This is a genomic window from Rhodococcus (subgen. Prescottella) equi, assembly GCF_003013675.1.
In the GTDB taxonomy this organism is placed as follows: domain Bacteria; phylum Actinomycetota; class Actinomycetes; order Mycobacteriales; family Mycobacteriaceae; genus Prescottella; species Prescottella equi.
The window spans coordinates 970,316-984,365 of the sequence record NZ_CP027793.1 but is presented as its reverse complement, the minus strand read 5'-3'; the positions used below and the strand labels follow the sequence as shown (position 1 = coordinate 984,365).

At 69.3% G+C, this 14,050-nt stretch carries 12 protein-coding genes; 4 read left to right on the top strand and 8 right to left on the bottom strand.

Translation table 11 applies throughout. From position 1 onward, the window contains the following. Positions 1-280 precede the first annotated feature (280 nt). From cydC to C7H75_RS04465, 5 genes are all read right to left on the bottom strand, one after another. Positions 281-2,008, bottom strand: coding sequence for a thiol reductant ABC exporter subunit CydC (gene cydC / locus C7H75_RS04485; protein WP_081183356.1), 1,728 nt, complete (start codon positions 2,006-2,008; stop codon positions 281-283). Continuing rightward, positions 1,998-3,737 carry a thiol reductant ABC exporter subunit CydD gene (gene cydD, locus C7H75_RS04480; RefSeq protein ID WP_081183358.1) on the bottom strand — a complete coding sequence of 580 codons (1,740 nt, stop codon included), beginning with the start codon at positions 3,735-3,737 and terminating at the stop codon, positions 1,998-2,000. Before cydD ends, cydC begins: the two co-directional genes overlap by 11 nt. Continuing rightward, complete coding sequence (gene cydB / locus C7H75_RS04475) at positions 3,734-4,756, bottom strand: cytochrome d ubiquinol oxidase subunit II (protein ID WP_022594227.1); 1,023 nt, start codon at positions 4,754-4,756, stop codon at positions 3,734-3,736. Before cydB ends, cydD begins: the two co-directional genes overlap by 4 nt. A gap of 9 nt (positions 4,757-4,765) precedes the next feature. Next, positions 4,766-6,283: a cytochrome ubiquinol oxidase subunit I gene (locus C7H75_RS04470; protein WP_081183361.1), complete on the bottom strand. Its 1,518-nt coding sequence runs from the start codon at positions 6,281-6,283 to the stop codon at positions 4,766-4,768. Between the two features lie 156 nt (positions 6,284-6,439). Beyond that, the gene (locus C7H75_RS04465; RefSeq protein WP_064077927.1) at positions 6,440-7,300 is read right to left on the bottom strand and encodes an aminodeoxychorismate lyase; all 861 of its coding nucleotides are present in this window, start codon (positions 7,298-7,300) and stop codon (positions 6,440-6,442) included. A gap of 88 nt (positions 7,301-7,388) precedes the next feature. On the opposite strand from C7H75_RS04465, the gene ygfZ reads away from it, so the two are divergent. The 4 genes from ygfZ (at position 7,389) to C7H75_RS04445 (ending at position 10,520) form a co-directional block, all read left to right on the top strand. After that, positions 7,389-8,522: a CAF17-like 4Fe-4S cluster assembly/insertion protein YgfZ gene (gene ygfZ, locus C7H75_RS04460; RefSeq protein WP_069856250.1), complete on the top strand. Its 1,134-nt coding sequence runs from the start codon at positions 7,389-7,391 to the stop codon at positions 8,520-8,522. Continuing rightward, on the top strand, positions 8,519-9,169 hold the full coding sequence (locus C7H75_RS04455; RefSeq protein ID WP_005515390.1) for an MOSC domain-containing protein: 651 nt from the start codon (positions 8,519-8,521) through the stop codon (positions 9,167-9,169). Before ygfZ ends, C7H75_RS04455 begins: the two co-directional genes overlap by 4 nt. Next, positions 9,166-10,161, top strand: a complete 996-nt coding sequence (locus tag C7H75_RS04450) for an asparaginase (RefSeq protein ID WP_013414953.1) — start codon at positions 9,166-9,168, stop codon at positions 10,159-10,161. Before C7H75_RS04455 ends, C7H75_RS04450 begins: the two co-directional genes overlap by 4 nt. A gap of 143 nt (positions 10,162-10,304) precedes the next feature. After that, a complete protein-coding gene (locus C7H75_RS04445) occupies positions 10,305-10,520 on the top strand; it encodes a DUF3073 domain-containing protein (protein ID WP_080559279.1) in 216 nt (71 codons plus the stop codon). Between the two features lie 197 nt (positions 10,521-10,717). Here C7H75_RS04445 and purM read toward each other — a convergent pair whose 3' ends face one another. The 3 genes from purM to C7H75_RS04430 all read right to left on the bottom strand — a co-directional run bounded on the left by purM (position 10,718) and on the right by C7H75_RS04430 (position 14,016). Beyond that, on the bottom strand, positions 10,718-11,797 hold the full coding sequence (purM, locus tag C7H75_RS04440) for a phosphoribosylformylglycinamidine cyclo-ligase (RefSeq protein ID WP_022594223.1): 1,080 nt from the start codon (positions 11,795-11,797) through the stop codon (positions 10,718-10,720). Positions 11,798-11,940: 143 nt separating this feature from the next. Then, the gene (gene purF, locus C7H75_RS04435; RefSeq protein ID WP_005515395.1) at positions 11,941-13,521 is read right to left on the bottom strand and encodes an amidophosphoribosyltransferase; all 1,581 of its coding nucleotides are present in this window, start codon (positions 13,519-13,521) and stop codon (positions 11,941-11,943) included. Positions 13,522-13,629: 108 nt separating this feature from the next. Further along, the gene (locus tag C7H75_RS04430) at positions 13,630-14,016 is read right to left on the bottom strand and encodes a sterol carrier family protein (protein WP_106850988.1); all 387 of its coding nucleotides are present in this window, start codon (positions 14,014-14,016) and stop codon (positions 13,630-13,632) included. Positions 14,017-14,050 lie beyond the last annotated feature (34 nt).

The window sequence follows — 14,050 nt, the reverse complement described above, 5'->3', positions numbered from 1 at the left end:
GAACAGCTCCGTTCAGTGGGTTGGGGGGCCGGCCTGAGGGGGATGGTAGAACGCGTTTCAGTATCGAGTGCACAACTCCGCCGAGTTGCCTATTTCGTCGTGAAGTCGATCACATAGTAGCTAGTAATTCGGACGTACGTCCAGAAAACTAGCACCGAGGTCGGGGGCACTTTTCGACGAATCGCCGCTCGTAACGCGACGGAACGCGCGAACGATCACGAGATCACTAGAACGTGTTGCAACACAGACGGCCGCGCGGTGCAGTTCACATCGCCCGTGGTCAGGGCCGCTGCGAGGCACCCATCGGTTCACCCGGACTGACACCGTCGCCCGCGTCGGCGGGCGCCTCACCCACGGTGACGATCCGATCCGGACGTGCATCGGCGGGCAACTGGTGCGTGACGAGCATCAGAGTCCGTGTGGCGTCGACCAGCGAGCCGTTGCGGTCGAGCAGCTCGCGCAGGATCTGCGCGCCGTCGGACGCGTCGAGGTGCTCGGTCGGCTCGTCGAGCAGCAGTACCCGAGCCGGCGAGACGAGTGCCCGCGCCAACAGCAAGCGGCGGCGCTGGCCACCCGAGATGGCGCGCGCACCACCACCCAGCGACGTGTGCACCCCCCGCGGCAGGCGCGTGACCCACTCCCCCAGTCCGACGGTTCGCAGCGCCGAGAGAGCGTCGTCCTCGGTCAGATCACCCCGGGCAACCCTCAGGTTCTCGAGCACCGACGTGTCGAACAGGTGCGCGTCCTCGGCGAAGAACCCGATCTCGCGCCGCAGATCGTCCGGCCGGAAGTCGGCGAGCGGGACATCGTCGACGGTCACGGTTCCGCTGACCGGCGGCAGCAGTCCCGCCACCGTCATCAACAGTGTGGTCTTGCCCGCGCCGCTGCCCCCGACCACTGCGATGCGTGCGCCCGGCGGCAGATCGAGGTCGAGCGGTGCGGTCACCTTGTCGCCGTCGGGCCAGCCGCAACGCAGGTCCCGGGCGCGCACGTCGGCCGGATCGGGCGGCGTGCGGTTGCCGCCGGGCCGGGCCTCGCCCGCCCGGTCGAGCAGCTCGAGAATCCGGGTGGACGCGATCCGGGCACGGGTCAGAGCGACGGCGGCGGCCGGAAGCGCACCGGTCGCCTCGAAAGCCGCGAGCGGAACCAGCACGAGAATCGCCAACGACATCGGAGTCATCGCGCCCGGCGCGCCCCCGTCCGTCCCGTACAGCGTGATGCCGATGAGCAGGGAGCCGAGCACGCTCGCGCCGATCGCGAGGGGCGTGGCGGCGGCAGCGAACGCGGCCGGTTTCGCCGCCCGGTCCGCGGCGCGGACCGCCTCGTCGTCGGCAGCCTCCGCTCGCGCGACTACGTCGTCGAGGCGTCCGGCCACGCGCAGTTCGGCCGCATGGTCCAACGCGGTGACGGCAGTCTCGCTGAACAGTGCCGTCGCCGCGGCACTCTCGGATTCCGCGAGACGCGCCGCGCGCGCCGACAGCCACGGCGCCAGAATCCCGGACACCGCGAGGGCGACGGCGAGAACGAGCGCCCCGGCCGGAGAGATCAGCCCCAACAGAATCACCGCGGACAAGGACATGACGACGGCGACCGCGATCGGTACCAGCGCCCGGATGACCACGTCGCCGAGCGCGTCGACGTCGGCGCCGGTACGAGCCAGCAGGTCGCCGCGGCGCAGCCCCGCTGCTGCCGCGGGGTCGCCGTCGGCGAGACGCCGGTAGATCATGGTCCGCGCCGACGTCGTGCCACGCAGCGCGGCGTCGTGCGTCGCGAGGCGCTCGAGGTAGCGGAAGAGGCCCCGGGAGATGCCCAGCGCTCGCACCGCGACCACCGCGACGGTGAGGTCCAGGACCGGCGGCATCTGCCATGCCCTGGTGATCAACCACGCCGACAGCGCCGCCAGCGCGAGTGCGCTACCGAGCGTTGCGACGCCGGCGGCGATTGCGGCCAGGACCCGGCGCGGTTCGAGGTCGAGCAGGCGGATCGCCCGCACCAGATCACGATTCATGTTGCTGCGCCCCGACTTCCTGCTGCGCCTCCACCCGGACCACCCGGTCGCCCGCCGCGAGCACGGTCGGCCGGTGGCCGACCACCACGACGGTGCGGCCCTCCCCGGCGAGATCGCGCAGGGAAGTCAGCACGGTGCGTTCGGTGTCGTCGTCGAGGTGCGCGGTGGGCTCGTCGAGCAACAGCACCGGGCGCGGCGACACCAGTAGCCTGGTCAGCGCGAGGCGCTGCCGCTGGCCGAGCGAGAGGCCGGTGCCACCGACCCCGACGACGGTGTCCCACCCGCATGGGAGCTCGGCGAGAACCGCGTCGAATCTGGTTGCTCGACAGGCGCGGTGAAGCGCGTCGGAACCGGGATCCACCGGTCCGACCAGCGCGAGGTTCTCGCCGAGAGTGCCCGGCACCAGCACCGGATGCTGTGGGAGCCATGCGATCCGGTCCCACCACCGGGTCCGGTCCAGGTGGGCGACGTCGACGCCGCCTACCCGCACCGCGCCCTCGGCAGGCTCGGCGAGACCCAGGATCACCTGCAGCGCCGTGGATTTCCCGGAGCCGTTGGCACCGGTCAGCACCGTCACCTGTCCGGGCCTGCACGAGACGTCCAGCCGGTGCGGTGCGAGCCCGGACCGCGAGTGCACGCTGACGCCGACCAGCTCGACCGAGTTGTCCGCGGGTACCTCGGAACCGGTTCCCGCCTCCCGACGAGCGGGGGCCTCGTCGATCACCGCGAAGGCCTTGTCGGCGGCGGCGAGACCGTCCTCGGCCGCATGGAACTGCATGCCCACCATGCGCAGGGGCAGATACACCTCGGGGGCGAGGATGAGCGCCACGATGCCCGGTTCGAGCTCCATGTTGCCGAAGACCAGGCGCAGGCCGATGCTCACCGCGATCAGCGCCACCGACAGCGTCGCGAGCATCTCGAGCACCATCGACGACAGGAACGCGACCCGCAGCGACGACATCGTCGTCTTGCGGTGCGCATCGCCGAGTTCCCGCACCCGCGCGGCCGGACCGTGTTCGCGGCCTAGGGCGCGCAGTGTCGGCAGGCCCGCCAGCAGATCCATCAGCTGACCGGAGAGCCGGGTCATCGCGCCGAGGTTCGCCTCCGACTTCCCCTTGGTGAGCAGACCGATGAGGATCATGAACACCGGGATGAGCGGCAGCGTGATCACCACGATCATCGCCGCCGTGAGGTCCTGCAGAGCGATCACGACGAACGTCGCCGGCGTGAGTGTCGCCGCCAGGATCAACGCCGGCAGGTAACCGGTGAGATACGGTGCCAGGCCGCGGATACCGCGGGTGAGGACCGTGGCGATCTCGTCGCGCCGTGGGTCGAGATCCCGTGGCGACATCCTGGTCGCTGATTCGAGTACCTCGACCTCGAGTTCGGCGACGACGCGGTTCGCGGCGCGGTGGGCGTAGCGGGCGTGCAACCACGCCGCCGACACCCGCACCACGACCGCCGCGGCCAGCCACAGCAGGTCCGTTCGCCAGTCCGCGATGCTGCGCCTGTCGGACGTGATGACGCCGGCCAGGATCGTGCCGATCAGCACCGCGGAGACGATCACCATCGCGACGTTCACCGCGGACAGCACGACCGTGAGGATCAGGTAGCCGCGCGCCGACGCCGAGTACTTCCACAGCCGCGGATCGACCGGACCCGACCGCCGACGATCCCCGCGCCCCGCCCGGCGTTGCGCGCGGGCGGGGCGATCGGACTCGATAGTCATCCGATCTTCGTGGGCAGGCCGATCGACGGCGGGATGTGCTTCGTCGAGATCCGCTTGCTGAACACCCAGTACGTCCAGCCCTGGTAGACGAGCACGACGGGCACCAGAATCACTGCGGCCCAACTCATCACCTTCAGGGTGTACGGACTCGACGATGCGTTCTCGATCGTGAGGTTGTACGCCTCACTGATCGTGGACGGCATCACGTTCGGGTACAGCGACGCGAACAGCAGCACGACCGCGCCGATGATCGCGAGCGTGGTGAACACGAACGCCCACCCCTCGCGTTCCAAGCGGGTGAAGAAGACGACCGCGAGCACCGCCACCGCGGCGAGCGCGACCAGGATCCACGTCCAGCCCTTGCCGTAGGCCAACTGGGTCCACAGCACGAACCCACCCGCGACCGGTACCGCCGGGATGGCCAGCTTCTTCGCCAGTTCCGCGGCATCGATCCGGACGTCGTCCGCGGTCTTGAGCGCGATGAACACCGCACCGTGGAGGGCGAAGACCAGGCCGGTGGTGATACCGCCGAGCAGCGCATAGGGATTGAGGAGATCGAAGAAGCCCGACGTGACCTTCTTGTCCGCGTTGATCGCAACGCCGCGAACGATGTTCGCGAACGCCACGCCCCACAGCACCGCCGGCACCCACGAGCCGATCATGATCCCGAGATCCGCCCGCCAGCGCCACTTGTCGTCGTCGATCTTGCCGCGCCATTCGATGGCGCAGATCCGCAGGATCAGGGCGACGAGAATCAACAGCAGTGGTAGATAGAAGCCCGAGAACAATGTCGCGTACCAGTCCGGGAACGCCGCGAACAACGCACCGCCTCCGACGATCAACCACACCTCGTTGCCGTCCCACACCGGGCCGATGGTGTTGATGACGACCCGTCTGCGGATCTCGGTCTTGCCGAGCACCGGCAGCAGCATCCCGACGCCGTAGTCGAATCCCTCGAGCACGAAGTACCCGACGAAGAGCACCGCGATGAGAATGAACCAGAATTCCTGCAGTCCCATGTCGGTCTCCTAGTAGGCGAACGAAAGTTGTTCGTCGGATTCCGGTTCGCCCGGTTCGCCCGGGCCGCCGGTCTTCGGTTTGGGGCCCTCACCCGGCGGATGCATGTCGTGCGGCGACGGACCCGCGATCGCGTACCGGCGGATGAGGTAGAACCACACCACGCCGAGCGCGCCGTACAGAACGGTGAAGACGACGAGCGAGGTCACGACCAGCGCTGTCGGATGGTCGGAGACACCCTGGTCGACGGTGAGCCTGATCAGGTCGACACCGGTCGGGTTGGGGTGCACCACCCACGGCTGACGGCCCATCTCGGTGAAGATCCAGCCCGCACTGTTCGCGAGGAACGGCGTCGGGATCGCGATGAGCGACAACCACTTGAACCAGTTCTGGTCCGGGACCCTGCCCTTGCGGGTCACCCAGAGCCCGGCCAGCGCCAGCGCGGCCGAGCCGGCGGCGAGGCCGATCATCGCGCGGAACGACCAGTACGTGACGAAGAGGTTGGGCCGGTAGTTACCGGGGCCGAACTGCTCCTCGTACTGGGCCTGCAGGTCTTCCACACCCTGCAGCGTGACGCCGCTGATCTTGCCCTCCGCGAGCCACGGCAGCACGTACGGCACCTTGAGGACGTGGGTGACGCTGTCGCAGTTGTTGTGGGTGCCCACGGTGAGGATCGAGAAGTCCGGATCGGTTTCGGTGTGGCACAACGACTCCGCGGACGCCATCTTCATGGGTTGTTGCTGGAACATGAGCTTGCCCTGGACATCACCGGTGTAGATCACGGCGATACCCGCGATGATCATCACGAGCATGCCCATCCGGGCGGCGGGTCGGAACATTCCACGCGCATCGTTCTCCAACACCTCGCGCTCCTCCGGAGCGGCGGTCTTGGCCTTGCGCATGTTGCGCACCATCCACCAACCGGCGATGCCGACGACGAAGGTGGAGGCGGTCAGGAAGGCTCCGGCGACGGCGTGCGGAAACGCTGCCCACGCAGTGTTGTTGCCCAGCAACGTCCAGATGCTCTCGAGTTCGGCGCGCCCGGTGTCCGGATTGAACCGCGCGCCTACCGGGTGCTGCATGAACGAGTTGGCGACGATGATGAAGAAGGCCGACGCATTGACGCCGATGGCCGCGAGCCAGATGGTTGCGAGATGCACCAGCTTCGGCAGCCGGCCCCAACCGAAGATCCACAGCCCGAGGAAGGTCGACTCGAGGAAGAAGGCGACGAGCCCCTCCAGGGCCAGTGGTGCGCCGAAGACGTCGCCGACGAACCGCGAGTACTCGCTCCAGTTCATGCCGAACTGGAACTCCTGGACGATGCCGGTCGCAACGCCGAGGGCGAAGTTGATCAGGAAGAACTTGCCGAAGAACTTGGTCAGGCGATACCAGTGATCCTTCTTCGTGATCACCCACATCGTCTGCATGATCGCGACCAGCGGTGCCAGTCCGATCGTGAGCGGAACGAAGATGAAGTGGTAGACGGTGGTGATTCCGAACTGCCACCGCGAGACATCCAAGACATCCATGGCTACTCCGAAAACTCGGCCCCTAGGACAGGCTTCGGGGTCGAGACGTGGGCGTCCGCTCGATCCCTGTTCACAAAGCTACTGCGGCGTGAAGCTCACCGCAGCTATTTGTTACTACGGAATGTAGTAGACCCGTCGGCACAAACCTAGTCCGCGTCAGTCCGAACCGATCGTCTCCACCGCCAACTCGACCAGGGAGGCCACGTCCTCGGCGGCCGGTGAGGACTGCAGCGTGAGCCCGTCCAGGGTGTGCACACGCGCCGCGAGCGTGACGCTCGAGACGAGCCAAACACCCTCTGCTGCAATGAGATCGGAGGGGAACAGTGGGGCGTACTCACACGAGTACCCCTTGTCCGGAGCGACCTCGAAGAGCGCCTTCTGAGTGGTGCCCGGGAGGATGCCCTGCTCCGGCGGCGGAGTGATCAAAGTCTTACCGCGGGCGATCACGACGGTCGACCGCGGACCCTCGAGAACGCGGCCCTCACTGCTGGTGAAGACGACCTCGTCGGCACCCTGCGCCTGTGCGTGCCGCAGGGCCGCCATGTTCGTCGCGTACGACAACGTCTTCGCGCCCAACAGTTGCCACGGGGCCGACGCGGACAGATCCACCGAATAGCCCCGCGGCAGGGTCAGCGCCGACACCCCGTCCTGCCGCGCCCGCAGTACCCGTTCCGCCACCGCGCCGACCGTTACGAAGGCCGTCGGCGGTCCACCCGCTTCCCGCCCGCGGCTGAGCACCAGGCGCATCCAGCCCTCGCGGTCACCGCCCCATTCGCGGGCCGCAGCCTCGACGGCCCGGGTCCACAGGCCGCGCCCCGGCCAGGGCAGGTCCAGCGCCCGCGCCGACGCCTCCAGTCGGTCGAGATGCAGGGCCGGCTTGCGGGCCCGGCCGTCCCGCACGAGCAGCGTCTCGAAGACCCCGTCGCCGCGGATCACCGCCAGGTCGTCCACGTGGAGCAAGGGCGCCGCGGCGTCCCGCACCTGCCCGTCGAGCGTCACCAGAACCTGCTCAGCCATGCGCCCACCATAGCCAGAACCGGTCACCACCAGCAGTTCCACACCCGCCCAGCCCTGCCCCATCCCCCGTCGCTTCTAGAATGGGTCCGTGTCCGACACTCCGCTCGCCGCACCCAGTCCGCTCCTCTCCTCCCCCGGTGCCGTGCCGCCGCTCGACGGATCACCCGACGCCGGTGTCGCCTGGCACTACGGCGATCCGTTCGCCGAACAGCGCGCCGCGGTTCGGGCGGCCGCCGTCGTGGACCGCTCCCACCGGTTCGTCATCGCGATCTCCGGTGAGGAACGACTCACGTGGCTGCACACCATCTCGAGCCAGCACGTGGCGTCCCTGCCGGATGGGACGAGCGCCGAGAACCTGAGCCTGGACCTCAACGGCCGCGTCGAGCACCACTTCGTGATGACCGACATCGACGGCGTCACGTGGATCGACACCGAGGCGGGCCGCGGGGCCGACCTGCTCGGCTTCCTGCAGAAGATGGTGTTCTGGTCGAAGGCCGAACCCCGGGACGGCAACGAACTGGCCGTGCTGAGCCTGCTCGGCCCCGATGTCGCGGCGTCGCCCGCGTTCACCGCAGCCCTCGGGGTGGCCGCGCTGCCCGGCGTGTACGAGGCCGTGCCGCTCGCCGGAGGCGGATTCGTCCGGCGCATGCCCTGGCCCACCGACGACGCGTTCGATCTGCTCGTCCCGCGCGCCGATCTGGCTTCATGGTGGTCCCGGCTCGTCGACGCCGGCGCCCGCCCGGCCGGGACGTGGGCGTTCGAGGCACTGCGGGTCGCCGCGCACCGGCCCAGGATCGGACTCGACACCGACGACCGCACCATCCCCCACGAGGTCGGCTGGATCGGGGGCCCCGCCGAGCACGGCGCCGTGCATCTCGAGAAGGGCTGCTACCGCGGCCAGGAGACCGTTGCGCGGGTCCACAACCTCGGCAAGCCGCCGCGCCACCTGGTGATGCTGCACCTCGACGGCTCGGCCGAAGGCCGCCCCGAGGTGGGCGAGACCCTCACCGCCGCCGGTCGCGCCGTGGGCCGGGTCGGCACCGTCGTCGACCACTTCGAGGACGGGCCGATCGCGCTCGCCCTCGTGAAGCGATCGGTGCCGGTCGACACCGCGCTCGACGCGGGCCCGTGTGCCGCCGCCATCGACGCGGACTCGGTCCCGCAGCACGACGAGGTCCAGGCCGGCCGCGCCGCCGTGGATCGGCTACGCGGGCGCGGGTGACCGGCCGGGTAGAGGCGGTGTGCGTCGTGTTCGCCGAGCTGGACGCACCCAGCCGGCGCTCGCCGCGCACAGCCATCGACAAGCGACCGGTGATCGGCCCGGTACGCGTCGAGACCGGCGGGCTGACCGGCGACCACGTGTGCGACACCAAGTTCCACGGAGGCCGCGACAAGGCCGTCTACGCGTACTCCGCGGAGGAAGCCGGGCGGTGGAGCGACGAACTGGGTCGGGAACTGCCGGCCGGCTGGTTCGGGGAGAACCTGCGGGTTACCGGCGTGGCGACGACCGACGCGGTGATCGGCACCCGCTGGCGTATCGGGACCACCGAGCTCGAGGTCACCGAACCCCGCGTGCCGTGCGGGACCTTCGCGCACTGGACCGGGGAGCCGCAGTGGGTCAAGCGCTTCACCGGACGTGCCGACGTCGGCGCCTATCTGCGGGTGCTCACGCCGGGCCGGCTGCAGGCCGGCGACCCGGTGCAGATCGTGTCGGTCCCGGAGCACGGGGTGACCGTCCGCGACGTGTTCACCGGCGCCGACCCGGCCCGGCTGCGCGCACTCCTGGCCGCCCCCGGAGATCTCGCGGACGGGGCGGCCACCCGCATCCGCAAGTTCTTGAACCGTCTCGAGGAACAGGTGCCGTCGTGAGCGTCGAACTGGTGGAAGTCGTCCGATCCGGGTTCCGCGAATGCGTACACCGCGGGTCGCTCGTCGTGCTGGCCCCCGACGGCACGACGAGCGTGGAACTCGGCGAGGTGCACACCCCGATCTACCCGCGCTCGTCGAACAAGCCCATGCAAGCGGTCGCCCTGCTGCGCGCCGGCTTCGTGCCGCGTTCGACCGAGGAACTGGCGATCGCCTCGGCGTCGCACGAGGGCGAGGCCGCGCACGTCGAACTGGTGGAGCGCCTCCTCGAGCACACCGGGCTCGAGGAGAGCCGGTTGCTGTGCCCGCCGGACCTGCCGGGGAACGAGCAGGCCCGGGCCGAGGTCCTCGCGGCCGGCGCCCCGCGCCGGGCCGTCTACATGAACTGCTCCGGCAAGCACGCGGCGATGCTCGCGGCGTGCGTCGCGAACGACTGGCCGCTCGACTCCTACCTCGATCCGACGCACCCGCTGCAACAGGTCGTCATCGAAACGATCGCGGATCTCACCGGCGAACCGGAAACCGAACTCGGCATCGACGGCTGCGGTCTGCCGATCATCCCGGTCTCCCTCACGAACCTCGCGCGCGCGTTCGGTCGTCTCGTCACCGCCGACCCCGGAACTCCCGAACGTGCGGTCGCCGACGCGATCCGCGCGCACCCGCACGTGATCTCGGGGACCGGACGCGACGACGCACGACTGATGCCCGCCGTCCCCGGACTGCTGTGCAAGGCCGGAGCGGACGGCGTCCACGCCGGCGCACTCGAGGACGGAACCGCCTTCGCCTTCAAGATCGACGACGGGCACGAGCGGGCCCGCCTGCCGCTGACCGCCGCGCTGCTGCACCGACTCGGGGTGAACTGGTCCGAGGACCACGCCGCGCTGGCCTCGCAGCCGGTGCTGGGTGGAAGCGCCCGGGTCGGCACGATCCGCGCCGTTCCCGGCGTGTTCCAGCCTGCACAAATCGGACATAGCGGCAGCTCACAGGCCCGGTGAGACTAATCAGACACCGCTGGGGACCATACGTGGAGGCGGAAGCGAGTTTTGCACGCTAGAGTGTGGGTCAGGAAAACATCAACACTCAACGCGGGGCCGCCAAATTCCCCAGGCCGCCCCGCGAAAGCGCGAGGGGGTCAGCCATGGGCCGCGGCCGGGCTAAGGCAAAGCAGACCAAGGTTGCACGGGAGCTCAAATACAGCTCGCCGTCCACGGATTTCGACAGCTTGCAACGAGAGCTCTCGAACGGCGGAGCATCTGGCTCACCCCGCAATGGCGGAGTGATCGCGGACAAGCGCGCCGACGAGGATTCTCGCTCGCGCTGGGACGAGGACGACTACGACGACTGGCGTCGTTGACTGTCGTACTGACGTCGCCTGACACACCTCGCAATGAGGGGGAGCCGCCCGGCTCCCCCTCATTTCGTGGTATCCGGCGGTGGCCGTAGCGCTCCGGAACGACGCCGACGGCACCGGCCGTCCGGAACGACACCGAGAACACGACGTCCCCGGCTCCTCCTTCGAGGCGCCGGGGACGTACGGGGTGTAGAGATGCGTCAGAAACGCGGGTGATCGCCCAGCAGCAGCGCACGCGCGGCGTCGCCGTCCGATGCCTTCTTGACGGTGCCGAGTGTCCAGCAGTCGATGTGGCGTGCGGTGAGCACCGCCATCGCGCGGTCGACGTCCTCGGGCGCGACGATCGCGACCATGCCGACGCCCATGTTGAACGTCTGCTCCATCTCGGCGCGCTCGACACGGCCGCGCTGCGCGATCATCGTGAAGATAGGGGCCGGGCTCCAGGTGCCGCGGTCCAGCTCGGCGACGAGACCCTTCGGCATGACGCGCGCCAGGTTGTTCGCGAGACCGCCGCCGGTGACGTGGCAGAAGGTGCGCACATCCGTCTCGGCCGCGAGGGCCAGGCAGTCCTTGGCATAGATCTTGGTGGGCTCGAGGAGCTCCTCGCCCAGGGTGCGGCCGAACTCGTCGACGTGGCCGGTCAGCGACATCCGGTCGATCTCGAGCAGCACCTTGCGGGCCAGCGAGTAGCCGTTGGAGTGCAGGCCCGACGCGCCCATTCCGATGACGACGTCGCCCGGACGGACCCGGTCGGGACCGAGGACCTGATCGGCCTCGACGACGCCGACGCCGGTCGCGGAGATGTCGTAGTCACCGTCGGCCATCACGCCGGGGTGCTCCGCCGTCTCGCCACCGAGCAGCGCGCAGCCGGCCTGGATGCAGCCCTCGGCGATGCCGCCGACGATCTCCGCCACCCGCTCGGGCACGACGCGCCCGACAGCGATGTAGTCCTGCAGGAACAGCGGCTCGGCACCGCACACGACGAGGTCGTCGACCACCATCGCGACGAGGTCGAGGCCGACCGTGTCGTGCTTGTCCATCGCCTGCGCGACGGCCAACTTGGTGCCGACACCGTCGGTGGACGCTGCGAGCAGCGGCTCCTTGTAGTCGCCCTTGAGCGAGAACAGGCCGGCGAACCCGCCGAGGCCACCCATCACCTCGGGGCGGCTGGCCTTCTTCGCCAGCGGGGCGAACAGCTCGACTGCCCGGTCGCCCGCCTCGATGTCCACTCCGGCGGCGGCGTACGAAGCGCCCTGCGTGCGGGTACTGTCCTCGGTCATCGGTTTCTGGCTCCAGCCTTGATCTCGGTGAATGCCCGACTTCGGCGCCAGCCGTCGTCGGGCATACGTGTACAGGCGCAATCACCTCGATTGCGCCCTAACGTTACCGGAGTGCGATGCGCACTCCGGCAGCGTCCTGCGAACTAGGGGCGAGACAGCGCGTCCGCATTGTCGTTGTCGTGACTGAACGAGGCGCCCGCAGCCGACTCCAACATCCCCTCGAGGACGTTCTTGCCGATGCCGCCTTCCGGCAGCGCGATCGGGTAGGTGCCGTCGAAGCACGCAGCGCACAGACGCGACCGGGGCTGCTCGGTAGCCGCGACCATGCCGTCGATCGAGATGTAGCCGAGCGAATCGGCGCCGATCGACCGGCGCACACCCTCGAGCATCTCGTCGAAGGTGGCGTTGACGCCGCTGCCCTCGGCACCGTTCGCGATGAGTTCAGCGGGCGACGCGAAGTCGATGCCGTAGAAGCACGGCCACTTGACCGGCGGCGACGCGATGCGGACGTGGATCTCGAGTGCACCGGCCTCGCGGAGCATCCGGATCAGCGCGCGCTGGGTGTTGCCGCGGACGATCGAGTCGTCGACGACGACCAGGCGCTTACCTCGGATGACTTCCTTGAGCGGGTTGAGCTTGAGCCGGATGCCGAGCTGACGGATGGTCTGCGACGGCTGGATGAAGGTGCGGCCCACGTAGGCGTTCTTCATCAGACCCTGGCCGTACGGAATGCCCGAGCCCTGCGCGTAACCGACCGCGGCGGGGGTGCCGGACTCCGGCACCGGGATCACCAGGTCGCCCTCGGCGGGGTGCTCCTTGGCGAGGCGGCGACCGATCTCGACGCGCGTCGAGTGCACCGAACGGCCGGAGATCACGCTGTCGGGGCGGGCCAGGTAGACGTACTCGAACACGCAGCCCTTGGGCTCGGGGTTCGCGAAGCGCGAGGACCGGACGCCGTCGGCGTCGATCGCGAGCAGCTCACCGGGCTCGATCTCGCGCACGAACGACGCGCCGACGATGTCGAGTGCGGCGGTCTCGCTCGCGACCACCCAGCCGCGGTCGAGGCGCCCGAGGCACAGCGGACGGATGCCGTGCGGATCGCGTGCCGCGTACAGCGTGTGCTCGTCCATGAACGTCAGGCAGAACGCACCGCGCAGCGTCGGCAGCAGCTTCATCGCGGCCTGCTCGATCGTGCTGTCGGCCGCGGCGTGCGCGAGCAGCGCACCCACGATGTCCGAGTCCGACGTCGCGGCACCCGGACGCTTCTCGTCGACAAGACCGGCCTCCCGCGCGCGCTGCGCGAGTTCGGCCGTGTTGACGAGGTTGCCGTTGTGGCCGAGCGCGACACCGGTGCCGGCGGCGGTGGTGCGGAAGATCGGCTGCGCGTTCTCCCACGTGGTCGAGCCGGTCGTCGAGTAACGGCAGTGGCCGACGGCGACGTGCCCCGGCATGGCGCCCAGGGTCTGCTCGTCGAACACCTGGCTGACCAGACCGAGGTCCTTGAACACCAGCACCTGCGAGCCGTCGGCGACGGCGATACCGGCGGCCTCCTGGCCGCGGTGCTGGAGGGCGTAGAGCCCGTAGTACGTCAGCTTGGCAACGTCCTCGCCCGGCGCCCAGACACCGAAGACGCCGCACTCTTCGCGAGGTTCGTTCTCGTCCTCGTCTGGTGCGGTCGTAGCGAGAAGATTCCGACTGTTGACCGACAGTTCGGCACGAGTCACGGCAAGCGCTCCCTAAGGGGATTCGGTGCGGGGGGCGTGCCCCATTCTAACTACCGCTCGGCGCGAGATCGACGATCGGTGCACAGGATCACGCCGATGAGACTCGAGTCACAGACGGAGCAGTGGCAACCAGTGCGCGATCTCCCCTGCCCGCCTGCCGGACGCACCGAGCGATCCGTTCGCGACCGCGTCGTCGAATCCGAGCAGTCCGGTGGCGAGCGACAGCCAGGTCCGCGGGTCCGTCTCGACGACGTTCGGCGGTGTGCCGCGGGTGTGCCGCGGCCCCTCGACGCACTGCACCGCGACGAACGGCGGCACCCGCACCTCGACGCTCGATCCGGGTGCGATCTGTTCCAGGGTCCGGGCGCTGAGGCGGACCGCGGCGGCGAGCTCGGCGCGGGCGGGCTCGTCCGGGGACTCACCGCGCAGCCACGGGCCGACGGCGAGCAACGCGCTGCGGAGTTCGGCGGGATCGACGGCACGACGGGCTGGCATGGGCACCGAATCTACCGGCCGGAACAACCCCGCC

Bases quoted from the DNA above. Each gene is read 5' to 3' on its own strand.
- purM (WP_022594223.1), bottom strand. From the start codon at position 11,797: ATGACCGAGGACAGTACCCGCACGCAGGGCGCTTCGTACGCCGCCGCC.
- cydC (WP_081183356.1), bottom strand. From the start codon at position 2,008: ATGAATCGTGATCTGGTGCGGGCGATCCGCCTGCTCGACCTCGAACCG.
- cydD (WP_081183358.1), bottom strand. From the start codon at position 3,737: ATGACTATCGAGTCCGATCGCCCCGCCCGCGCGCAACGCCGGGCGGGG.
- C7H75_RS04430 (WP_106850988.1), bottom strand. From the start codon at position 14,016: ATGCCAGCCCGTCGTGCCGTCGATCCCGCCGAACTCCGCAGCGCGTTG.
- cydB (WP_022594227.1), bottom strand. From the start codon at position 4,756: ATGGGACTGCAGGAATTCTGGTTCATTCTCATCGCGGTGCTCTTCGTC.
- C7H75_RS04470 (WP_081183361.1), bottom strand. From the start codon at position 6,283: ATGGATGTCTTGGATGTCTCGCGGTGGCAGTTCGGAATCACCACCGTC.
- C7H75_RS04445 (WP_080559279.1), top strand. From the start codon at position 10,305: ATGGGCCGCGGCCGGGCTAAGGCAAAGCAGACCAAGGTTGCACGGGAG.
- C7H75_RS04465 (WP_064077927.1), bottom strand. From the start codon at position 7,300: ATGGCTGAGCAGGTTCTGGTGACGCTCGACGGGCAGGTGCGGGACGCC.